22 protein-coding genes and 1 tRNA gene are annotated in these 19787 nt (G+C 57.6%); 11 read left to right on the top strand and 12 right to left on the bottom strand.

The annotated features are described in order from the left end of the window. Positions 1 to 32: 32 nt before the first annotated feature. The gene (locus tag GOV53_RS01550; protein ID WP_170424957.1) at positions 33 to 260 is read right to left on the bottom strand and encodes a DUF1127 domain-containing protein; all 228 of its coding nucleotides are present in this window, start codon (positions 258 to 260) and stop codon (positions 33 to 35) included. A 99-nt stretch (positions 261 to 359) separates the two neighbouring features. Here GOV53_RS01550 and GOV53_RS01545 point away from each other — a divergent pair, with 99 nt between their 5' ends. Further along, the gene (locus GOV53_RS01545) at positions 360 to 1763 is read left to right on the top strand and encodes a PLP-dependent aminotransferase family protein (protein WP_170463740.1); all 1404 of its coding nucleotides are present in this window, start codon (positions 360 to 362) and stop codon (positions 1761 to 1763) included. Between the two features lie 3 nt (positions 1764 to 1766). Here the strand turns inward: GOV53_RS01545 and GOV53_RS01540 are convergent, their stop codons facing one another. Further along, the gene (locus GOV53_RS01540) at positions 1767 to 2129 is read right to left on the bottom strand and encodes a nuclear transport factor 2 family protein (protein ID WP_170463738.1); all 363 of its coding nucleotides are present in this window, start codon (positions 2127 to 2129) and stop codon (positions 1767 to 1769) included. 236 nt (positions 2130 to 2365) lie between these two features. On the opposite strand from GOV53_RS01540, the gene rplM reads away from it, so the two are divergent. After that, a complete protein-coding gene (rplM, locus tag GOV53_RS01535; protein WP_039536983.1) occupies positions 2366 to 2824 on the top strand; it encodes a 50S ribosomal protein L13 in 459 nt (152 codons plus the stop codon). 6 nt (positions 2825 to 2830) lie between these two features. After that, positions 2831 to 3316: a 30S ribosomal protein S9 gene (gene rpsI, locus GOV53_RS01530; protein WP_039535473.1), complete on the top strand. Its 486-nt coding sequence runs from the start codon at positions 2831 to 2833 to the stop codon at positions 3314 to 3316. Between the two features lie 71 nt (positions 3317 to 3387). Here rpsI and GOV53_RS01525 read toward each other — a convergent pair whose 3' ends face one another. The 9 genes from GOV53_RS01525 to GOV53_RS01485 form a co-directional block, all read right to left on the bottom strand. After that, positions 3388 to 4548 carry an ABC transporter substrate-binding protein gene (locus GOV53_RS01525; RefSeq protein ID WP_170463736.1) on the bottom strand — a complete coding sequence of 387 codons (1161 nt, stop codon included), beginning with the start codon at positions 4546 to 4548 and terminating at the stop codon, positions 3388 to 3390. Between the two features lie 30 nt (positions 4549 to 4578). Continuing rightward, entirely contained in the window at positions 4579 to 6465 is a 1887-nt protein-coding gene (locus GOV53_RS01520; RefSeq protein ID WP_170463734.1) for an AMP-dependent synthetase/ligase, read from the bottom strand. A 5-nt stretch (positions 6466 to 6470) separates the two neighbouring features. Continuing rightward, positions 6471 to 7244, bottom strand: a complete 774-nt coding sequence (locus GOV53_RS01515; protein ID WP_170463732.1) for an ABC transporter ATP-binding protein — start codon at positions 7242 to 7244, stop codon at positions 6471 to 6473. After that, positions 7241 to 8005: an ABC transporter ATP-binding protein gene (locus tag GOV53_RS01510; protein WP_170463730.1), complete on the bottom strand. Its 765-nt coding sequence runs from the start codon at positions 8003 to 8005 to the stop codon at positions 7241 to 7243. Before GOV53_RS01510 ends, GOV53_RS01515 begins: the two co-directional genes overlap by 4 nt. After that, positions 8002 to 9099, bottom strand: a complete 1098-nt coding sequence (locus tag GOV53_RS01505) for a branched-chain amino acid ABC transporter permease (RefSeq protein WP_170463728.1) — start codon at positions 9097 to 9099, stop codon at positions 8002 to 8004. The genes GOV53_RS01510 and GOV53_RS01505 overlap by 4 nt, the downstream gene beginning before the upstream one ends. Before the next feature lie 3 nt (positions 9100 to 9102). Continuing rightward, entirely contained in the window at positions 9103 to 9978 is an 876-nt protein-coding gene (locus GOV53_RS01500) for a branched-chain amino acid ABC transporter permease (protein WP_170424932.1), read from the bottom strand. A 76-nt stretch (positions 9979 to 10054) separates the two neighbouring features. Then, complete coding sequence (locus tag GOV53_RS01495) at positions 10055 to 11083, bottom strand: alcohol dehydrogenase catalytic domain-containing protein (protein ID WP_170463726.1); 1029 nt, start codon at positions 11081 to 11083, stop codon at positions 10055 to 10057. Positions 11084 to 11263: 180 nt separating this feature from the next. Continuing rightward, positions 11264 to 11758: a hypothetical protein gene (locus tag GOV53_RS01490; protein WP_170463725.1), complete on the bottom strand. Its 495-nt coding sequence runs from the start codon at positions 11756 to 11758 to the stop codon at positions 11264 to 11266. 199 nt (positions 11759 to 11957) lie between these two features. Further along, a tRNA-Ser gene (locus GOV53_RS01485) sits at positions 11958 to 12047 on the bottom strand. A gap of 123 nt (positions 12048 to 12170) precedes the next feature. Between GOV53_RS01485 and GOV53_RS01480 the strand changes: the two genes are divergently transcribed. The 8 genes from GOV53_RS01480 to GOV53_RS01445 all read left to right on the top strand — a co-directional run bounded on the left by GOV53_RS01480 (position 12171) and on the right by GOV53_RS01445 (position 19183). Continuing rightward, positions 12171 to 13013 (top strand): DUF2059 domain-containing protein, encoded by an 843-nt coding sequence (locus GOV53_RS01480; RefSeq protein ID WP_170463723.1) that lies wholly within the window; start codon positions 12171 to 12173, stop codon positions 13011 to 13013. Then, on the top strand, positions 13013 to 13813 hold the full coding sequence (locus GOV53_RS01475; protein WP_170463721.1) for a DUF2059 domain-containing protein: 801 nt from the start codon (positions 13013 to 13015) through the stop codon (positions 13811 to 13813). The genes GOV53_RS01480 and GOV53_RS01475 overlap by 1 nt, the downstream gene beginning before the upstream one ends. A gap of 209 nt (positions 13814 to 14022) precedes the next feature. Continuing rightward, positions 14023 to 14643 (top strand): 50S ribosomal protein L21, encoded by a 621-nt coding sequence (locus GOV53_RS01470; RefSeq protein WP_170463719.1) that lies wholly within the window; start codon positions 14023 to 14025, stop codon positions 14641 to 14643. 11 nt (positions 14644 to 14654) lie between these two features. Beyond that, positions 14655 to 14924, top strand: a complete 270-nt coding sequence (gene rpmA / locus GOV53_RS01465) for a 50S ribosomal protein L27 (RefSeq protein ID WP_039535512.1) — start codon at positions 14655 to 14657, stop codon at positions 14922 to 14924. 249 nt (positions 14925 to 15173) lie between these two features. After that, complete coding sequence (locus GOV53_RS01460) at positions 15174 to 15710, top strand: GNAT family N-acetyltransferase (RefSeq protein WP_170424914.1); 537 nt, start codon at positions 15174 to 15176, stop codon at positions 15708 to 15710. 37 nt (positions 15711 to 15747) lie between these two features. Beyond that, positions 15748 to 16782 (top strand): GTPase ObgE, encoded by a 1035-nt coding sequence (gene obgE / locus GOV53_RS01455; RefSeq protein WP_170463717.1) that lies wholly within the window; start codon positions 15748 to 15750, stop codon positions 16780 to 16782. Next, positions 16770 to 17876: a glutamate 5-kinase gene (gene proB, locus GOV53_RS01450; protein WP_170463715.1), complete on the top strand. Its 1107-nt coding sequence runs from the start codon at positions 16770 to 16772 to the stop codon at positions 17874 to 17876. Before obgE ends, proB begins: the two co-directional genes overlap by 13 nt. 44 nt (positions 17877 to 17920) lie before the next feature. Further along, positions 17921 to 19183 carry a glutamate-5-semialdehyde dehydrogenase gene (locus tag GOV53_RS01445; protein WP_170463713.1) on the top strand — a complete coding sequence of 421 codons (1263 nt, stop codon included), beginning with the start codon at positions 17921 to 17923 and terminating at the stop codon, positions 19181 to 19183. On the opposite strand, the gene GOV53_RS01440 is transcribed toward GOV53_RS01445, so the two are convergent. Beyond that, entirely contained in the window at positions 19180 to 19776 is a 597-nt protein-coding gene (locus tag GOV53_RS01440; protein WP_170463711.1) for a histidine phosphotransferase family protein, read from the bottom strand. The genes GOV53_RS01445 and GOV53_RS01440 overlap by 4 nt on opposite strands. Positions 19777 to 19787: the final 11 nt, after the last annotated feature.

Here is a 19787-nt window from a genome sequence, read left to right as displayed (position 1 = left end):
AGGAAGAGGTCCCGTTTGGGACTGGGGATTGGTTAATACTGCCAGAAATAGCGTTTGACCTCGCGGTTGGCCTGCGAGCGCGTCAGACCAACGTCTTTCAGCAACCGGTCATCCAACTGCGACAGGTTAATCCTGCTGCGGCGCTGTCGTTCCCACATAGTGACAGTCGCCGCAAACCGCACGGCCAGCGCGGCGATCATCGGCAGCCGGGGGCTATCGTTCAGCAGCAAGAGGGCGGGGTTGTGCATGTGGCGTGTCATCTTGGGTATCCCTTCAAATTGTATTGACACAAAGCATAAATGTTCGGTACATGTGCTTGATACATTCAAGATTGTGCCAAAAGCAAAGGAAGAATTGTAATGGATACAATTTGGCCCGAAGCACTGCCAAAATCCAAAGGCCCCAAGTACACTCTGGTGGCTGACACAATACGAAAAGCGATTGAAAACAAGGCGCTGGAGGTTGGAACGAAACTCCCTCCGGTCCGCGAACTTGCGTATCGGTTACAAATCACTCCTGGCACCGTGGCGCGTGCTTACACGATTCTGACGGACGAGGGCTTGCTACAAGCCGAGGTTGGACGTGGTACATTTGTCGCCCCGCCAAAATCCCCGCTTTTGGACGACGTATGGGCGCGCCAGCTTCACCTGCGCGAAGACAAATACAGCGCCGATGTCAGCCTGTTCAGCCCGCGATTGCCGGATATGGGGCAGGTGGCTTTGATCCGGGAATGCCTGAAGAAAGTTTCACAAGCCGACCCCCAGTTGCTGATGAACTATCCAACCCGCGACGCTTATCAGCCGATGCGCCAGGCTGTGGTCGATTGGCTGTCGGACTTACCACTCGGTCCAGTGACCCACGATGATGTGGTGCTGACCCATGGTGGTCAGAACGGGCTTTGTCTGGTGTTTCAAACAATTTTGCGCGGTCCCAAGCCTGTCGTGCTGGTCGAAGACCTGTCTTATGCGGGTTTTCGTCGTGCTGGGGAGTTGATGCGTGCAGAGGTCGTCGGGATCAAAATGGACAAGTGGGGCATCGACCCAGCAGCTATGGAGCATGTTCTGCGCCAAACCTCGGTACAGGCGGTCTGTGTCTCGCCAGAGGTGCAAAACCCTACAGGAACGCATACACCGCTTGAACGCCGCAAAGAGGTCGTCGAGGTCGCGCGGCGTTATGATTTGCAAATCATTGAGGACGATTGTTATCGAATGGGCGATGCTCGTGAGCCTAGCTATCGCGCTCTGGCACCCGAGAGGGGTTGGCACGTTTCGTCGATCTCAAAAATCCTGACGCCTGCATTGCGTGTTGGTTTCGCGATTGCCCCGCGCGAACGCAGTGTGGACCTGCGGCGGTCGGCCGAATACGGCTATTTCGGCCTCGCGCAGCCGTTGGCCGAGCTGACCCGGCTGCTGCTTTCAGATCCTCGAACAGCGCAAGTGGCCAAGGACGTTCGCGCCAGAATGGGCGAATATGTTCGGGTCGCCGTAAACGCCTTGGGTGGGTTCGATCTGAATTGGGCACCGGATGTGCCCTTTGTCTGGCTTAGCCTCCCTTCAGGCTGGCGCGCCGCAGCCTTTAGCCGCGCAGCCGAGCGCGAGGGGATTCAACTGCGGTCAGCCGATGAATTCGCCCTGCGAGACGGCCGCGCACCCAATGCGGTGCGCATCGCTATGAATGGCCATGTGTCACTGGATCGGTTCGAGGATGCCATGCAACGCTTGCGTCGATTGCTAGACAATCCGCCTGAACAGATCAGTGTCTGACGCCTAACTCAAGGGTTCAGGGTCGCCGAAGAACCCGGCTAAAAGCGCAATCTTTCCATCGGAATCCAAATGCGCGAAGTCGTGGCCTGCGACGACGACATTGCCATCAGGACCAACCAGGCGCCAGGTGAAATGGGCAACGTCATTATGGCCACTGGCCTTGCTTGTCAGCTCAAGCCTGCCACCCGTGCTTTGCTTGACCTCTCCGATATGGTCGCAAAGGTTAGACCGGCCCTGTACCCGTGCCATGGGGTCGACATATGTTCCGTCTTCGGCAAAGCACCTGGCCAGGATTTCCAGCCTTTTGCTGCGGTCGGCTTCTTGCCATGCTGCCCCATAGTCGGACACAGTTTGTTGCCAGTTCATTGCGTGGATTCTCCCAAATCGAAGCCTGTCGAGTTACTTAACGCTCACTCTGTATGCCAATCAGGCCCAAAATATATGGGGTAAAATAATACCTATTTTATAACCTACTGTTTTATATCATTTTAATTACGATTGGCGATGTTGACCTGCACGCCCGTGCCCTCTAAATACGCTCCATCGAATTCGGGCCGCTCCGCCTTGGGGCGGTCTTTCACATCAAACAGGACTATCCTGCCATGAAAACCTTTTCTGCAACACCTGCAGACATCGACAAGAAATGGATCCTGATCGACGCCGAGGGCGTTGTTCTGGGCCGTCTTGCCTCGATCGTCGCCATGCGCCTGCGTGGCAAGCACAAAGCGTCGTTCACCCCGAACATGGACATGGGCGACAACGTCATCGTGATCAACGCTGACAAAATCCAGATGACCGGCAAGAAGCGCGAAGAGAACTTCTACTGGCACACTGGCCACCCGGGCGGCATCAAGTCGCGCACCAAGCAGCAGATCCTCGAGGGTGCACACCCCGAGCGCGTCGTGACCCAAGCGGTCAAGCGCATGCTGCCGGGCAACCGTCTGGCGCGTCAGCAAATGACCAACCTGCGCGTTTACGCCGGTGCCGAGCACCCGCACGAAGCCCAGGCCCCCGAAGTTCTGGACGTTAAGTCCATGAACAAGAAAAACACCCGGAGCTAATGACCGATGGCTGATCAGATCAATACTCTCGAAGAGCTGAGCGCCGTCGCAGGCGTTGAAACCGTGGCCGAAGAAGTCATCGTGCGTGAACCCGTACGTGACGAGCTGGGCCGCTCCTACGCCACCGGTAAGCGTAAAGACGCTGTTGCCCGCGTTTGGATCAAGCCGGGCTCCGGCAAGGTCACCGTGAACGGCAAAGATCAGGACAAGTATTTTGCGCGTCCCGTTCTGCAGCTGATCCTGCGCCAGCCGTTCCAGGTTGCCGGCGTTGAAGGTGAATTCGACGTTGTTGCAACCGTCAAAGGCGGTGGCCTGACCGGTCAGGCCGGCGCGGTCAAGCACGGCATCTCGAAAGCGCTGCAGCTGTACGATCCGTCCCTGCGTGGTGCTCTGAAAGCTGCTGGCTTCCTGACCCGCGACAGCCGTGTTGTTGAACGTAAGAAATACGGTAAGCGCAAAGCGCGTCGTTCGTTCCAGTTCTCGAAGCGTTAATTCGCTGCCGAGTGCACAAAATCAAAGGGCTCGCATCTGCGAGCCCTTTTTCGTTGGAACAGGGGTCGGGTTTATTCCTCGTACACCATCTTCCAGGCACCATTTTCGACAACGCTGACATAAACCGAGTCCGCGCCTTGGTGGTCATCCGGACCAAAGGTCATATGATTGCCGACCAGGTCATCCTGATAATCCAGCGTCTCCATCGCGGCGATAAAGCTTTCCTGGGTCAGATCCGGGCCAGCGGCTTCAAGAGCCCGAACCATCATGTCCGCAGCGGCATACCCCAGCATGGCGAAACCAACAGGGTCTTCACCAGTCGCAGCTTTGTACTCTTCGATAAAGGCAGCAGGGGCGGGTTCGTCGGCACGTGCCCAAAGGTCCTGCCATGAGGCGGCGGCATAGAAGCCATCGGTCACACCACCGGGAACCTGCGCGACAACGGTCAGGAAACTGGCCGAGGTGCCGAGGAACTTCATTTCTTCAAGGCCCATCTTCTTGGCCGTTCCGACCACGGTGATCGCCTGGCGCACGCCCAATGCGATTGTGACGATATCGCAGCCTTCTTCTTTGAGCTTGCTGAGCGACCCCACGAAATCCGCCTCATCGGGTTTATGCGTGGTCTCTGCGGCAAAATTGATACCGGCTTCTTCCGCTCCGGCCTTGCTGCCTTCAAGAATCTCTTCGCCGAAGTCGGTCGGCAGATACATGGTGCAGACATTCTGCGCCCCAAACTGCTCGGCCAGATACTTCACCCCGACGCGGCTCTGATCGAAATAGGTCGAGAACGACGTGAATTTGTTGTCCATCGGATCTTGCAGCATTTGCCGCGCGGCGGTCAGGGGGGCGACGTTCGGAATGCCCTTTGGATCCAACAGCTTGAACCCGGCCAGGTTCATCGGTGTGCCAAGGGATTGCAGCATGGCAAACACCTTGTCGCGATTCAGCAGCTTGTTATAGCCCTGCATCGCGCGCGGCATCTGGTATCCGTTATCTTCGACGACGTAGCGGATTTGACGCCCGTGCACGCCGCCTTCTGCATTGACGCGGTCGAAATAGACATTGGCCCCTTTGATCGCCGGAACGCCAACAGCCGCGAAGATGCCGCTCAGGTCATTGACTGACCCGATGACGATCTCATCATCGGTGACGCCTTGGGTCTGTGCGCTGGCGAAACTTGCCGCAGCTGTCAAAGCGGTGGCAGCCGCCAGCCGCGTGATCACATTCCTCATCTTAGTCCTCCCTTTGGGTTATCCCTTTTACTATTTGTACATATCTTCGATCAGATGACTGTGTTTCTTTTCCACAAAACTGCGTTTTAGCTTCATGGTCGCTGTCAGCTCATCGTCATCTGCTGTCAGAAGCACGTCTATCAGGCGAAAATCCTTAATCTGCTCGACGCGGGCAAAGTCCTTGTTGACCGCGTTGATCTCGGCCTGGATCTGATCCTTGACCTCAGCCGCAGCGCATAGCGAGGCAAAATTCGAAAACGGAATCTTCCGGTCCTGAGCGAACTTCTCGACGTTTTCCTGATCGATCATGATGAGCGCCGTCAGGTATTTGCGCTTGTCGCCAATGATCACCGCGTCCGAGATATAGTGGCTGAACTTCAATCGGCTTTCGATCTCGGCCGGGGTGATGTTCTTGCCGCCGGCGGTGATAATGATGTCCTTCATCCGGCCCGAGATAGTGACATAGCCGTCATCGTCGATGAACCCGATATCGCCGGTGCGCAGCCATCCGTCTGCGGTGAACGTTTCCGCCGTCTTGGCGTTGTTGCGCCAATAGCCTTGAAAGATGTTCAGACCCTTCAGCTGAATTTCACCTTCCTCCGATATGCGGATGTCATTACCGGGAACCCTGCACCCGACGGTTCCAATCTTGTTATGTTCGATCGTGTTCAGCGTGGCGAGGCCCGAGGTTTCGCTCATCCCGAACCCTTCGATCAGTGGTACGCCGATGGCCCAATACCATTTCAACAGATCGGTCGAGATCGGGGCCGCACCCGATCCGCCACGGCGCATCTTGTCCATGCCCAGCATTCGACGCAGGTTGCGCAGGACCAGTCGATCCCATAGCCAGTATTGCGCGGCCACTCCGGCGGGCACAGGTTTGCCCTCCAAAATGTACTCGGCCCGCGCCAATCCGGCTTTGATTGCCATACCATAGGCAGCCCGACCAGCAGGCGTAGCATCCTGCGCCATGATCTGAACCTGGGAATAGATCTTCTCCCACACGCGCGGAACGGCGGTAAAGGTCGAGGGCGAGACCTCTTGCAGGTTGGCAAACACCGTCTCTGGGCTCTCGGCGAAATTGACAGTGCATTTCGCAGCCAGTGGAAAATAGACGGAAACGTCGCGCTCCAGAATGTGGCACAGCGGAAGAAAGCAGAGCTGTTCGTCGTTGCTTTGGGTTGGCAGGGAATGAGCGCCACACTCGATGGCTGCCAGAATGTTTTCATGGCTCAACATCGCGCCCTTGGGCATACCCGTTGTACCCGAGGTATAAACCAAAAGGGCGGTATCCTGCGGCGTGGCGAGCGCGATTTCGGCTTCGAACCGGCCGGGCTCCTCGGTCTCGGCCTGCTGGCCCAGTTTGTAGAACTCTTCAATCATCATGCAGCGGGGATGGTTCAGGTCATGCAGACCCTCATCATCCAGAATAATGACTTTCAGCAGCTCAGGCACCTCGTCCTCGATCTGCAGGAACTTGTCCAACTGCTCTTCGTTCTCGACGATCAGAAAACGGCTGCCGCTGTCATTGATCAGGTATTGCAACTGGCTGGCCGAGTCTGTGGTGTAGATGCCTGACGCAATGCCCCCGACAGCCTGAATACCCATATCGAACCAGACCCATTCCTTGCTGTCTTCCGACAGGATCGAGACGACCTCTCCGCGCTTTAGACCCAGCTTGCGAAGCGCCAGACCGATCCATTTGGCATGATTCCAGTAATCCGCCCAGGAGTATGACCTCCAGATCCCAAAGTCCTTTTCGCGATGGGCCGTGCGATCACCCAATTCGGCGCAGCGTTTCTGAAACAGCTCGCAGATCGTAATGCACTCATCGACGCGCACGGGGCGTTGGCCGGGTGTCGCGTTCAGGCGAACGCCGTTGACTGTGATCTGAGGGGGCAGGGTGCTGATGTTCATCTGTCTCACCTCCACGTCTTCTTGCGTTTCCAGCGACGGTTCTCCCGCGCGCCTTCTTCCTGCACGCCCAAATAGAAGTTCTGGATGTCCTCGGACTGCATCAGAACCTTTGCAGCTCCATCCATCACGATGCGACCGACCTCCATCACGTAGCCATGATGGGCCAGTTCCAGCGCGGCATTGGCGTTCTGTTCAACCAACATCATCGTCATGTTTTGTTCGTCGTTCAGCCGTTTGAGGATGCCAAAGATCTCTTGCACCAACAGCGGGGACAGGCCCAGTGAAGGCTCATCCAACAGCATGATCTTCGGGTTCCCCATCAACCCACGTCCGATGGCCAACATCTGCTGTTGCCCGCCTGAAAGCGTGCCAGCCTCTTGATTGCGGCGTTCCTTGAGGATCGGAAAATACGAAAACACCAGATCGCGATCATGGTCGATCTGGCCTTTGTCCCTCAGCGTATACGCCCCAAGGCTCAGGTTTTCGTCCACAGTCAGCAGGGGGAAGACCTCGCGGCCTTCGGGGACATGAACGATGCCTTTCTGGACGACCTTGTGTGGTTCTGACCCCTGAATGTCTTCGCCGTGGAACGTGATCTTTCCCTTCTCCGGGTCCATCACACCCGAGACGGTTTTCATCAGCGTTGTCTTGCCCGCACCGTTTGCCCCGAGGATTGAAACGATCTGACCGGGATGCACATCCAGCGACACGCCGCGGATCGCCATGATCGGGCCGTAAAAGCTTTCGATATTTCGGATTTTCAGGATCGGTTCGCTCATGAGGCTTTCCCCAGATAGGCTTCGATCACCGCCGGGTGTGACTGGACCTCGGCCGGTGTGCCAAGCGCCAGTTTCGCGCCGTCAGCCATGGCCAGAACTCGATCGGACACGCCGGAAACCAGCCCCATGTCATGCTCCACCATCAGCACAGTCGTGCCCATCTGCCGTCGGATATCGTCAATCCACCAGCGCATATCCGTCGTCTCTTCGACCGACAGCCCCGAAGCAGGTTCGTCCAGCAACAGCAACTTGGGGTCGGTCGCCAGTGCGCGCGCAACCTCGACCACCTTGCGGACGCCGTAGGGCAAGCCCGAGATCATCTTGTCACGGAATGCCTGCAGATCGAGGAACTCGATGATCTCTTCGACCTTTTCGCGGTTTTCCAGCTCTTGCCGCCGGGCTGAGGGCAGGAACAGCACCTCGGAGAACAGGTTGGTTTTGCGATGCCGATGCCGCCCAACCAGAAGGTTCTGCAATACGGTGGCATGTTCGAACAGTTCAATATTCTGAAACGTCCGCGCCACGCCATAGGCCGCCACGCCCGAGGGTTTGACTGCCAACAGGTCGTGCCCGTCAAACCGGATCGAACCTGCGTAGGGATCGTAAAACCGTGAGATCAGGTTAAAAACCGTGGATTTACCCGCGCCATTTGGACCGACTATGGCAAAAACCTCGCCTTCTTCGACCTCGAAGGACAGATCGTTCACCGCCGTCAGGCCACCGAATTTCAGGGTGACATTTTCAAACTCAAGCAAGCTCATCTCAGGCGCTCCGTCTTGAGGTAGGATTTCTGACGTTTGAACATATCCTTGCGGTAGAAGGGGAACAGTTCGAACCAGGTACGGATTTTCAGCCAGCGCCCATACATACCCATCGGTTCGAACAGGATGAACGCGATCAGGATCATACCGAAGATGCCGAACTCCAGACCCGGAATGGCAACGGTGCTGCCGCCAAAAAGCGCGCCGACATATTCCTTCGAGATCGACAGGAATTGAGGCAGGAACCCGATGACGATCGCACCAAGAAACGCTCCGTGGATCGAACCCAACCCGCCGATCACGATCATCATCAACAGCTGGATCGAGATCACAACGCTGAACGTCTCGTTATTGAACGCACCGGCATACATGCCCATCAGCGCTCCAGCCCAACCGGTCACAGCGCAAGACAGCGCGAACGAGATCATCTTGGTGCGGGCAATATCGACGCCCATCGCCTGAGCCGAAACCTCAGAGTCGCGCACCGCGATAAAGCTGCGCCCAAGCGGCGCGCGCAAAAGGTTGATGTATCCGAGGGTCACCAGAACGGCCACGCCCAACACCAGCCAGAAGAACTGCACCGGTGTCCCCCAGCGATCAACCAGAAAGCCGAAGATTTCAACGCCGCCCAGATACTTGCCCGACACACCGCCTGTGATCGGCTCAGCCAGAACGATGACGTCATCCATCAGGATGGACAGAGCCATGGTAAAGATCGCCAGATAGATCCCGTGCAGGCGCAGGGCAGGGATCGCGACCGTCACCCCAGCCAGACCCGTCAGGATGCCCGCCAGCGGGAAGGCGATCAGAAACGGCACGCCTGCTTCCAGAAGGATGACGTTGGCATAGCAGCCAAAGGCCAGAAACGCAGCGTGACCAAGGCTGACCTGCCCGGTATGGCCGGTCAGAACCATCAGACCCAGACCCGCGATGGCCCAGATCAGAACATTGGTCAGTTCACCCAGGTAAAACTCATCCAGCCACCACGGTGCGGCGACGATGATCACGAGCAGGATCAGGTAGAGGCTGAGCTGGTAGGTGTCCTTCCAGGGCCGGATATCCTGCATGTAGTTGGTTTTGAAGATAACTCGCATCGCTTACACCTTCTTGACCCGAACCTGGCTGAACAGCCCGTTTGGACGGAAGATCAGCACGGCCAACAACAAGGCGTAAGGCGCGACCTGACTGTACCCGGCGGCGATGTATCGGCTGGCGAAGGGTTCGATCACGCCGACAACCAGCCCTCCGGCCAGAGCACCGGGCAGGCTGCCGAAACCACCGATGACCGCCGCAGCGAAGGCTTTGATACCGAGCAAGCCACTGCTGGGATCGACCGAACCTTTTGCAGCGAAAAGGATACCGGCGATCCCGGCGACCACTCCGGCGAGGGCCCAGATGAACCCCTGCACGCGCTTAACCGGGATACCCATGTAATAGGCCGCCAACTGGTTCTGAGAGGCGCCCTGCATCGCAAGACCCAGCTTGGTGCGGCTGAAGAAAACATACAGGCCCCAGGTCAGCAGGATGGTGACGACGATGACCGCCACGTCCTCCATCCCCAGAACCAGCCCGCCGAAACGCACCTCTTTACCGGCCAGTGGGTTTTGCAATGTCTGCGGCTCGTGCCCCCAGATCAGCCCGGCGACGAACCGGATCACAAAACCCAATGCGATGGTCAGGATCACCACGGCCGTTTGGCTTTCCCCGAACAATCGCCGGATGATTAGGCGATCCAGAAGGTACCCCAAAGCCGCCATGATCCCCAGAGAGATCGGCAATGCCAGCCAGAATGGCAACCCCATGTATTCGGTATTCGTCAGTCCGATGGTGACAAAGGCACCCAGCATCATGAAGTCGCCTTGCGCGAAATTCACGGCTTCGGTTGCCTTGTAAATCAGTACAAATCCAAGCGCGATCAGGCCGTAGACACAGCCATTCGCCAGCCCGCTGATCAGCAGCTGCGCGTTATCCAATTTTCTCCTCCCATGCCGGTATGCCCGGCGTTTTTTTTAGCCCCGAACGTCCTGCTACGTTCGGGGCCTTGTACTACTATGGCGTGATCAGAACCTTTCCGTCACTCTTTTTCAGCGCATCTGCCAATTTTCCCACGACATCACGCAGTTTAAGCCGTTCCGACACATCAGTTTTCCAGCGTCCATCAGCAAAACGGGCCTGAACTTCCGCAACCACGCGCATCTGGTCCGCAGGCGGGGTCGAGGTCATCCATTGCGTCAGCCAGAACCCTTCGATCCGCTTGTTCATGAAAATCAACTGACCTGTCTGTGTCAGCTTTGGCAGCTCGGGGCTGAGTTTTCCGTAAACAACCCATCGCGCGCCGTTGGGCATCGCGCAGAACAGCTGTTCGGACAATTGATCCGCGACCGCATCAAGAAAGACGCGGGGTTTTAATTCATGGCTGAGTTCAGAGAATTTCTGGACCACATCCTGATCTGTAGTGACCAGAACCTCATGTGCACCATGCGCTTTTATGACTTCGACAGCTTCAGCTCGGCGCACAAGGGCAATGGGTTTCAACCCAAGGTCACGACCCAGAGCACACATCAGCTTGCCCAACTGGCTGGTGGCAGCAGATACTACAAAGGCCTCACCGGCGCCGCGCGCGATATCGACCATGGCCATCGCGGTCATGGGGTTCACGATCTGGGCCGATCCGTCCTCATCCGAAATGTCGGGACGCAGCGGGATGCACATCAGTGCCTGCGTCACCACATATTCAGCCCAGGCCCCTGAACCTGCCGCGACAAAGGCGACCCGCTGACCCTGCAATGCCTCGGCCCCTTTGCCGGTTGCAACAACGTCGCCGCAGCCCTCAAATCCGGCCGGCACACCCTTGACGCGCGGCTGCCCATATTCGCCCTTGATAAAGTGAATGTCGGACGGGTTCACCGATGCCGTGCGCAGTTTGATCAGAACCTGTCCGAGACCGGGTTCGGGAATGTCGACCTCGGCCTCGGCCAACCAATCGGCGGCGTCCTCGATGAATGGCCCAGACGGAGAGCCGGTGTACCCGTCATGGGTTTGAATTACGGCGAACATTTTGGGGGGCAGGGTGGTCATGCTGTCTCCTATCTGCTGTACAGGCACAGGACCGACCGGGTCTGGTGCGTGTGGTATTCGGATTTAGGAAACAGCCAACCAAACGCCCGTCCATACGTCAATCAAAGTGGGAACTGACGTAGCGGGAGCTTGCCCGCGACAAAAAAAATGGGCCGCTCTGAAGCGAACGGCCCATAAGGGTTATTGCTGAGATGTCAGAAGGGTGCGCAACTCTTCGATTTTCTCTGCAATCAACTGAGGTGACGCCTTGATTTCATCAAGGATATTCAGCGCCTGTGTTTTCAGGTCCTGCGACAACTGACTGTCCTGAACCGAGGCGACAATGGCGTCATAGTCAAAGTTCTGAACGGAAAGCGTGCCTTCTTCGATCCAGGAATTCACCAGATCCTGGCCTTGCGTGGCCAGTGAGGCAACCTGATCGCTGGCCTGGTTTGCCAGATCGGTGGCTGCCTGTCCGGCTTGCTCGGCGGCTTCGGTAGCCTGCTCTGTGATCGAAGATGCAGCCTCATTCGCTTGCTCGGTGGCCGCGTCAACGGCGTCGTTCACGGCTTCGCCCGCTTCTTGCGCCGCCGATTGCAGCCGCTCAGCAGGCGTGGGTTCAGGTTGATTTAGGTAATAGTAGATGCCAGCGCCAAGGCCAGCGACGATAACTGCGAGAATAAGAGTACGCGACATAGGGGGATCTCCTTGAAATACGTGTCGCCCAGATGGGTGGAAAATACCGGAAATCAAAGGGGAATTCCCCGGAGTTCACTTCAAATCCGGGAATTGAGCCAGCCTGCGCCGATCTGACCATACCAGATGGCAATAACACGCCGCCTCGCGGTCGTTGCGCACGCTTTGCTTGAAAAAGGCCGTCATCCGAAAGGGATTGTGGCGGAGAGACAGGGATTCGAACCCTGGGTGGGCTTGCACCCACAACGGTTTTCGAGACCGCCCCGTTCGACCACTCCGGCACCTCTCCGCGGGGGTCTGTGAGGGGGGGATTTAGTGAGGAACGCGCGGGGGTGCAAGCAGAAAATTCCGAAAATTAACAAAGCTGGGATTTTCCGTTGCCTGACGCCGTAATTCGCCTAGGCTCTTGCTTATGACCTATGCTCTACACCGGGCCGTTGTGCCGCTTTCAGCCGTTGTTTTCACCCTTGCTCTTCTGTCGCAGCAGGCTTTTGCAGCCAGCCGGGACCGGATCGAGGCGTTTTTGACCACAACCGGGTTTGATGTTGCCCTTGAAAGCATAGCGCTGGCTTCAGCCTCGGCGCCTCAGATGCTGGGCATTGACCCCGACGGGTTTGGATCGGATTGGACCCGTCTGACCGAAGAAGTCTTTGATGTCGAAGACATGCACAACATCGCCGTTTCGATTCTGGAACAAACGCTGAGCGATGATGCGCTGAACCACGCGGTCGAGTTCTATGCTTCGGACCTGGGGCAGCGCTTGGTTCAGGCCGAAAACGCGTCTCACATGATCGAAGACGATGAAGCCAAGCAGACGGAAGGGCAGGAAATCGTATCGGGCCTGATCCAAGATGGCTCGAAACGCGTCGAAGAGCTCAAACGCATGAATCGCGCGATTGACTCCAGCGGCACTGCTTTGCGGGCTGTGCAAGAGATTCAGTTGCGCTTTCTTCTCGCGGCCAGCGCCTCGGGTGTGATCGACCTGCAACTGAGCGCCGATGAGCTTAGGGAAATGCTTCGGCGCAGCGAAACCGGAATGCGGCAGGCGTTGCAACTGTCCGCTCTGGCTGGGGCTGCCTATACCTATAAAGACTTCTCGGACGCCGAGGTCGTTGCTTATGCCGACGCGTTGGAGCAACCGCTGATGCAAGAGGTCTATGAGCTGTTGAACGCCATCCAATATGAAATCATGGCCATGAAGTTCGAAGACCTCGCCGCAAGAATGGCCGAACTGCACCCGGCACAGGATATCTGATGCGTCTGACCGCTGCGTGTTTGTCTTTTCTGCTATTCGCCGTTCCTGCGGCTGCCTCGGACCGGGTCGAGCGTCTGATGCAGGCGCTCAAGATCGAACAGGTCGTTGAGATTCTGCGGGATGAGGGCAGGGTGCAAGGGCAAGAACTGGATGAGACGTTTCTGGGAAACACCGGCGGACCGGTGTTCGAGGCCCAGATTGAGGAGATTTACGCGCCCGAACGGATGCAGCAGCAGATTGCTGAGACCTTTGAGAGCCGCCTGACAGACAGTCAAATGGACCGCGCGATCGTGTTTTTTGAAAGCGAAGTGGGCCAAACCATTGTCACGCTGGAAAACTCGGCACGGCTGGCATTCGCGGACGAAACCATCAAGGACATGGCGCGCGAGGCTTACCTGGACAGTGCGCAGGACACCTCGTTGTTCCTGCTGGTCGACGAATACATCGAGGTCAATGATCTGATCGATAGGAATGTCCAAAGTTCCCTGAGTTCGGATTACAACTTTTTTCGCGGCCTGAGCGGCGAAACGGGCGCTAACCCCGAAGACATCCTGGCGCAGCTATTGTCGGAAAAGGACAGCGTTACCGAAGAGACCCGTACTTGGCTGTACTCTTTTTTGCTGCTTGCTTATCAGCCTCTGACCGAAGCCCAGATGCGCGAGAACATCGCCTTTTCCCGCACCGATACGGGACGCGCCATGAATGAGGCCTTTTTTGTCGGCTTCGATCTGATTTATGATCAGGTCTACTTTGAATTGGGGCAGGCGGTCTCACGCGCGCTCAGCGCATCGGACCTTTGACCCTCTATTTACTGTTGACTTTCCCAGCCATTCTATGGATAAGCGCGCATCCCGGCCGGTTTCTCCGCGCCGGGTCTCGTCATTATTGACCCAAGGGGTTGTCCCGAAAGGTCGTCACACAGCCCGAAAAGGGCGCGCTGTTCGAGGTGGCGAAAGCCAGTAACGCCCGAAAGGGGACCACAGAACGCGGGTTTGAAAAGGAAAGACGCATGTTTGCGGTCCTCAAGACTGGCGGCAAGCAGTACAAGGTTCAGGCGGGCGATGTGCTCCGCGTTGAAAAGCTGGCTGCCGACGCAGGTGAAAAAGTTCAATTCAACGATGTTCTGATGCTGGGTGGCGACGCTCCGGTTGTTGGTGCTCCTTTCGTTGAAGGCGCAGGCGTACAGGCCGAAGTGATCGAACAGATCAAAGGTGACAAGGTCATCAAGTTCGTCAAGCGCCGTCGTAAGCACAGCTCGAAGCGTACCGTTGGCCACCGTCAGAAGCTGACTTTGGTCAAGATCACCGACATCCTGGCGTCGGGCGCTGACAAGTCTGGCATCAAAGCTGCAACCGGTTCGGCTCCGGCTGGCGAAGCTGCTCCGGCGGCGAAAAAGCCTACTGCGAAGAAAGCTGAAGCCAAAGCAGAGGCACCCGCCGCTGCTGCTGCCGCTGACGATCTGACCAAGCTGAACGGTGTCGGCCCTGCCGCTGCCAAGAAGCTGGCAGAAGCCGGTATCGAGAGCTTTGCTGCTCTGGCCGCCTTGTCGGACGAGCAGATTGCTGCTATCGAAACGGTCAAAGTGAAACCCGAGTGGGTTGAGCAGGCCAAAGAGCTGGCCAAAGGCTAAGGAGAGAGAGAATGGCACATAAAAAAGCTGGCGGTTCCTCCCGTAACGGTCGCGACTCAGCTGGTCGCCGCCTTGGCGTGAAACTGTACGGTGGCCAAGCAGCCATCGCAGGCAACATCATCGTACGTCAGCGCGGCACCAAGTTCTGGCCGGGCGAGGGCGTAGGTATGGGCAAAGATCACACCATCTTTGCAACCACCGATGGCGCCGTGAAGTTCCACAAGGGACTCAAAAACCGCACCTTCATTTCGGTCCTGCCAGTGGCGGAGGCCGCAGAGTAAGCCGAAACCCGTAAGGTTTGAAAAATTCCAGGGGGACCGGCAGAAAATGCCGGTCCCCTTTCTCGTTTTAACGCAGTTTTGATCAATGGCCCCGATGACCAATGCAGCAAGCTTTATACCGACCTTGACACAAGGTCGGATTGCCCATGCGGTTGAACATCGTCTGGGCCGCAAATATCTGATGTGGACGTTATTTAGTTTTGCTTTTGCGTCCATAATTTACGTGTTGTTCGGAGGAGGAACGCACTCATGAAACTGGAGACGATCATAAACCAGCCGGTCATAGAAACCGAGCGGTTCGATCTGCGCCCGCTGCGCAGGTCGGATTTGGGTCTCATTGAACATTACGCAGGTGATGAGCGCGTGGCACGTATGACCACATCGATCCCGCATCCGCTGCCGCCCGGCTCGATCGAGGCATTCGTGTCCCGTTCGATGGCCGAGGACCGGGATGAGGATGTCTGGGCGATGGATGCCACCAAAGATGGTGGTCCCGAGCTGATTGGCCTGATTTCACTGACGCGACTGGACCGCAACCAGTCCGAGGTCGGTTATTGGGTCGCGCCTGTCTATTGGAACACGGGCGTTGCGTCGCTGGCCGTTGAAACTCTGGTCAATGCCAACCCGTTGGAAAACGCCACCATGTTTGCCAGCGTGTTTCAGGACAATCCGGCCTCGGCCCGGGTGCTGACCCATTGCGGGTTTGAATACCTTGGGGATGCCGAAAGCTACTCGGTGGCGCGCGATGCGAACGTGCCTACCTGGACTTACAGTAAAAAACTCTGACTTGTGGCCGATGGGGCCTTTGCAGTAGGGGACACACATGAAATTTCTCGATCTTGCAAAGGTCTACATCCGGTCCGGTGCCGGAGGTGGCGGCTGCGTCAGCTTTCGGCGCGAAAAGTACATTGAATACGGCGGTCCCGATGGCGGTGACGGCGGTAAGGGCGGGTCTGTCTGGGCCGAAGTTGTGGATGGGCTGAATACCCTGATCGATTTCCGGTATCAGCAACACTTTTTTGCCAAAAACGGTCAACCGGGTCGCGGTCAGCAACGTACCGGTAAGGACGGTGACGATATCGTCCTGCGTGTGCCCGTCGGCACCGAGATTCTGGACGAGGACGAAGAAACCGTCATCTGTGACCTGACCGAAGTTGGACAGCGCGTTTTGCTGGCCAAGGGCGGCAATGGTGGCTTCGGCAACCTGCACTTCAAATCGGCCACCAACCAGGCCCCGCGCCGCGCCAATCCGGGGCAAGCGGGGATTGACCGCACCATCTGGCTGCGGTTGAAACTGATTGCAGATGTGGGTCTGTTGGGCATGCCGAATGCCGGCAAATCAACCTTTCTGGCGGCCACATCGAACGCGCGCCCCAAAATTGCTGATTATCCGTTTACGACCCTGCACCCGAATCTGGGTGTTGTCGGTGTCGACAACGTGGAGTTTGTGGTCGCCGATATTCCGGGCCTGATCGAAGGCGCCCACGAAGGGCGCGGGATCGGGGATCGGTTCCTTGGGCACGTCGAACGCTGCGCCGTTTTGTTGCACCTTGTCGACGGCACCTCGGAAACGGTGGCCGAAGACTACCGCACCATCATTCATGAGCTTGAGGCCTATGGCGGCGAACTGGCCGAAAAACCTCGGATCACGGTTCTGAACAAGGTCGATGCACTGGATGAAGAGGAACTCGAGATCCAGAAAGCCGAGCTGGAAGAGGCTGTAGGTGGCCCCGTGATGACCATGTCCGGCGTGGCGCATCTGGGTGTGACCGAGGTGCTTCGTGCGCTTCGTACGCAAATCGACGAGAACCGCCTGCGCCAAAAACCCGTTGAGGAGACGAAGACGTGGCAACCCTGACCGCCGCACGTCGCCTTGTTGTCAAGATCGGGTCCGCCTTGCTGGTGGACCGCGACACGGGTTTGTTGAGGTCGGAATGGTTACATTCGCTGGCACAGGACGTCGCGTGGCTAAAGGGGCAGGGGACGGACGTAGTCTTGGTCTCGTCCGGCTCAATCGCGCTGGGGCGCGGTGTTTTGGCTCTGCCGATGGCGGCTTTGCCGCTGGAGCAGTCGCAGGCCGCGGCTGCCGTGGGCCAGATCAGACTGGCCCGCGCTTATGAAGAGGCTCTGACCCCTTACACCATCACCACCGCGCAGGTTCTTGTAACACTGGAAGACAGCGAAGACCGCAGACGCTATCTGAATTCCCGCGCAACGCTTGAGACCTTATTGAGCCTGGGCGTAGTTCCGATTGTTAACGAAAACGATACAGTTGCAACGGATGAGATCCGTTATGGCGACAATGATCGCCTTGCCGCGCAGATCGCTGTAACGGTTGGGGCTGACCAATTGATCCTGTTGTCGGATGTGGACGGGTTCTACACGGGCAACCCCAATGAGGACAGAACAGCCAAGCGGTTCGATGTCATCGAAGCCATCACGCCCGAGATCGAAAAAATGGCGGGCGACGCTGGTTCCGGTCTATCCAAGGGTGGGATGAAGACCAAGCTGCTGGCGGCCAAGATGGCAACGGCAGCAGGTTGCGACATGGCGATAACCGAAGGGTCGACCCTGAACCCTCTGAAAACGCTGGAAGAAGGTGCAGACTGCACATGGTTCACCGCGACACTTGATCCGCATGCGGCGCGCAAGCGCTGGATTTCGGCCATGAAGCCGCGCGGCGAGATCGTGGTTGATGCCGGAGCGGCCAAAGCGTTGGGCAACGGCAAAAGTCTGCTGCCCGCAGGCATTGTCGAAGTCACCGGTGATTTTGGCCGCGGCGACCCGGTTGCTATCGTCGATCCACAAGAGCGTCGACTGGCACAGGGCCTTAGCCGCTATACCGCGCAAGAGGCTGACGCGATAAAGGGGCGGAAGTCCTCCGAGATCGAGGCCACGCTGGGCTATCCCGGTCGGGCCGTTTTGATCCACCGCGATGATTTGGCGCTGTAACGGCGCAATGATAGACAAATAAGACCGACCGAAAGGCATATGAGATGAAGGATTTCGACAATATTCCCGCCCTGATGGCCGATCTTGGAAAACGCGCCAAGGCAGCTTCGGCCGATCTGGCCTTCGCGACTGCCGAGCGTAAACACGCAGCCCTGATCGCCGCTGCCGATGCGGTATGGGCTAATCGCGCTCAGATCATCGAGGCAAACAAGAAAGACCTGGAATTCGGTCGCGAAAAGGGCCTGAGCCCGGCGATGATGGACCGCCTGATGCTGGATGAAGCGCGCGTCCAGGGCATGGTCGACGGTCTGCGCACAGTCGCGGATCAGGCCGATCCGGTAGGCGAAGTTCTGTCTGAATGGGACATGGCATCGGGCCTCAACATTCAGCGTGTTCGCACTCCGCTGGGCGTGATCGGCGTGATCTATGAAAGCCGTCCGAACGTGACTGCCGATGCAGGTGCCTTGTGCCTGAAGTCGGGCAATGCGGTGATCCTGCGGGGTGGGTCGGAAAGCTTCCACTCCTCAACCGCCATTCACGCCTGTCTGGTCGAAGGGTTGAAGGCCGCGAACCTGCCCGAAGACGCGATCCAACTGGTCCCCACCCGCGACCGGGCCGCGGTGCAGGAATTGCTGACCATGACGGATTATGTGGACGTGATCGTTCCCCGTGGTGGTAAGGGCTTGGTCGGGCTGGTGCAGCGCGAGGCGCGGGTGCCGGTTTTCGCCCACCTGGAGGGTATCGTGCATATCTATGTCGATAAGACCGCCGATCCGCAGAAAACGCTGGAGGTCGTGCTGAACGCAAAGACCCGGCGCACTGGAATCTGCGGCGCCGCTGAATGTCTGTTGATCCATCAGGACGTGGCCGAAACACTGGGCCGTGACATCATTTCGGCGCTGCTTGCAGCCGGTGTTGAAGTCCATGCCGAAGGCAATCTGGCTGTCGACGGTACAATTTCCGCCACCGACGATGACTGGGGCAAGGAGTTCCTCGACAGCATCATCGCTGCCAAGCCGGTCGCAGATATCGACGCAGCGATTGCGCATATCCGGAAATATGGATCGAACCACACCGATTGTATCATGACCGAAGATGCCACTGCCGCCGCCCGCTTCTTTGAGCGGCTGGACAGTGCAATCCTGATGCACAACGCGTCGACGCAATTCGCCGACGGGGGCGAATTTGGCATGGGCGCCGAGATCGGGATTGCCACAGGCAAGATGCACGCGCGCGGCCCGGTCGGGGCCGCTCAGTTGACCAGTTTCAAATACTTGGTGCGCGGCAACGGGACCGTTCGGTCCTAAAACCGGATCACAACGCGGGTTGAGGTAGTTTCCGCCGCAACCCGCCGCCCCATTGACGCAGCCGTTTGCGGCAAAAGCGCGAATTGAACATGCGCCGGTGTGACTTTGTTGGCAAACTGCCCCTTGGGAAGGTTTTTCCAAAGGTCCATGTCGACATTCAGCTTGTCGGCAACCCCCGTCACGGTCCATGCGCCACCGTTGTTTTCGACGGTTACCTCTCCACCCATCGGCATCGCGCTTTCACAGCACATCAGGGCCAAAAAGGCGAGCTTGACCTGATTGCGCGGCACGGCTTCAGTCACGTGCCAGTTGACGCGCACACGACCGACGCTTTCAACATCCTTCAACAGTTCGGTAACTTCGGCGCGACCGAGCGGCTGGTCACTGGCCGAGCCGAACGCGACGCGAAAGAACCGGATTCTTGCCCCGGCACTGCCGACACTGCCCGAGATTAACTCCATCTCGGGGCCTTGCACGGACCCGACCATTTCAAGCAGTTCCAGCCCGTTCGTGATCGCTCCAATCGGGCTAATCAGATCGTGGCAAATTCGCGATCCGATAAGCTCGGCCAGATTGACGTTGGTGTCGCCCATGCGTACCTCTC

The sequence above is a fragment of the Ruegeria arenilitoris genome, from assembly GCF_013035315.1.
Lineage (GTDB): Bacteria > Pseudomonadota > Alphaproteobacteria > Rhodobacterales > Rhodobacteraceae > Ruegeria > Ruegeria arenilitoris_D.
Note: the sequence above shows the minus strand (reverse complement) of the source record. Positions and strands in the feature narration are given on the sequence as shown.

What these genes read in the sequence shown, in the direction of transcription:
- GOV53_RS01550 (WP_170424957.1), bottom strand. Translation starts at nt 260, where the DNA reads ATGACACGCCACATGCACAACCCCGCCCTCTTGCTGCTGAACGATAGC.
- GOV53_RS01545 (WP_170463740.1), top strand. Translation starts at nt 360, where the DNA reads ATGGATACAATTTGGCCCGAAGCACTGCCAAAATCCAAAGGCCCCAAG.
- GOV53_RS01540 (WP_170463738.1), bottom strand. Translation starts at nt 2,129, where the DNA reads ATGAACTGGCAACAAACTGTGTCCGACTATGGGGCAGCATGGCAAGAA.
- rplM (WP_039536983.1), top strand. Translation starts at nt 2,366, where the DNA reads ATGAAAACCTTTTCTGCAACACCTGCAGACATCGACAAGAAATGGATC.
- rpsI (WP_039535473.1), top strand. Translation starts at nt 2,831, where the DNA reads ATGGCTGATCAGATCAATACTCTCGAAGAGCTGAGCGCCGTCGCAGGC.
- GOV53_RS01525 (WP_170463736.1), bottom strand. Translation starts at nt 4,548, where the DNA reads ATGAGGAATGTGATCACGCGGCTGGCGGCTGCCACCGCTTTGACAGCT.
- GOV53_RS01520 (WP_170463734.1), bottom strand. Translation starts at nt 6,465, where the DNA reads ATGAACATCAGCACCCTGCCCCCTCAGATCACAGTCAACGGCGTTCGC.
- GOV53_RS01515 (WP_170463732.1), bottom strand. Translation starts at nt 7,244, where the DNA reads ATGAGCGAACCGATCCTGAAAATCCGAAATATCGAAAGCTTTTACGGC.
- GOV53_RS01510 (WP_170463730.1), bottom strand. Translation starts at nt 8,005, where the DNA reads ATGAGCTTGCTTGAGTTTGAAAATGTCACCCTGAAATTCGGTGGCCTG.
- GOV53_RS01505 (WP_170463728.1), bottom strand. Translation starts at nt 9,099, where the DNA reads ATGCGAGTTATCTTCAAAACCAACTACATGCAGGATATCCGGCCCTGG.
- GOV53_RS01495 (WP_170463726.1), bottom strand. Translation starts at nt 11,083, where the DNA reads ATGACCACCCTGCCCCCCAAAATGTTCGCCGTAATTCAAACCCATGAC.
- GOV53_RS01490 (WP_170463725.1), bottom strand. Translation starts at nt 11,758, where the DNA reads ATGTCGCGTACTCTTATTCTCGCAGTTATCGTCGCTGGCCTTGGCGCT.
- GOV53_RS01480 (WP_170463723.1), top strand. Translation starts at nt 12,171, where the DNA reads ATGACCTATGCTCTACACCGGGCCGTTGTGCCGCTTTCAGCCGTTGTT.
- GOV53_RS01475 (WP_170463721.1), top strand. Translation starts at nt 13,013, where the DNA reads ATGCGTCTGACCGCTGCGTGTTTGTCTTTTCTGCTATTCGCCGTTCCT.
- GOV53_RS01470 (WP_170463719.1), top strand. Translation starts at nt 14,023, where the DNA reads ATGTTTGCGGTCCTCAAGACTGGCGGCAAGCAGTACAAGGTTCAGGCG.
- rpmA (WP_039535512.1), top strand. Translation starts at nt 14,655, where the DNA reads ATGGCACATAAAAAAGCTGGCGGTTCCTCCCGTAACGGTCGCGACTCA.
- GOV53_RS01460 (WP_170424914.1), top strand. Translation starts at nt 15,174, where the DNA reads ATGAAACTGGAGACGATCATAAACCAGCCGGTCATAGAAACCGAGCGG.
- obgE (WP_170463717.1), top strand. Translation starts at nt 15,748, where the DNA reads ATGAAATTTCTCGATCTTGCAAAGGTCTACATCCGGTCCGGTGCCGGA.
- GOV53_RS01445 (WP_170463713.1), top strand. Translation starts at nt 17,921, where the DNA reads ATGAAGGATTTCGACAATATTCCCGCCCTGATGGCCGATCTTGGAAAA.
- GOV53_RS01440 (WP_170463711.1), bottom strand. Translation starts at nt 19,776, where the DNA reads ATGGGCGACACCAACGTCAATCTGGCCGAGCTTATCGGATCGCGAATT.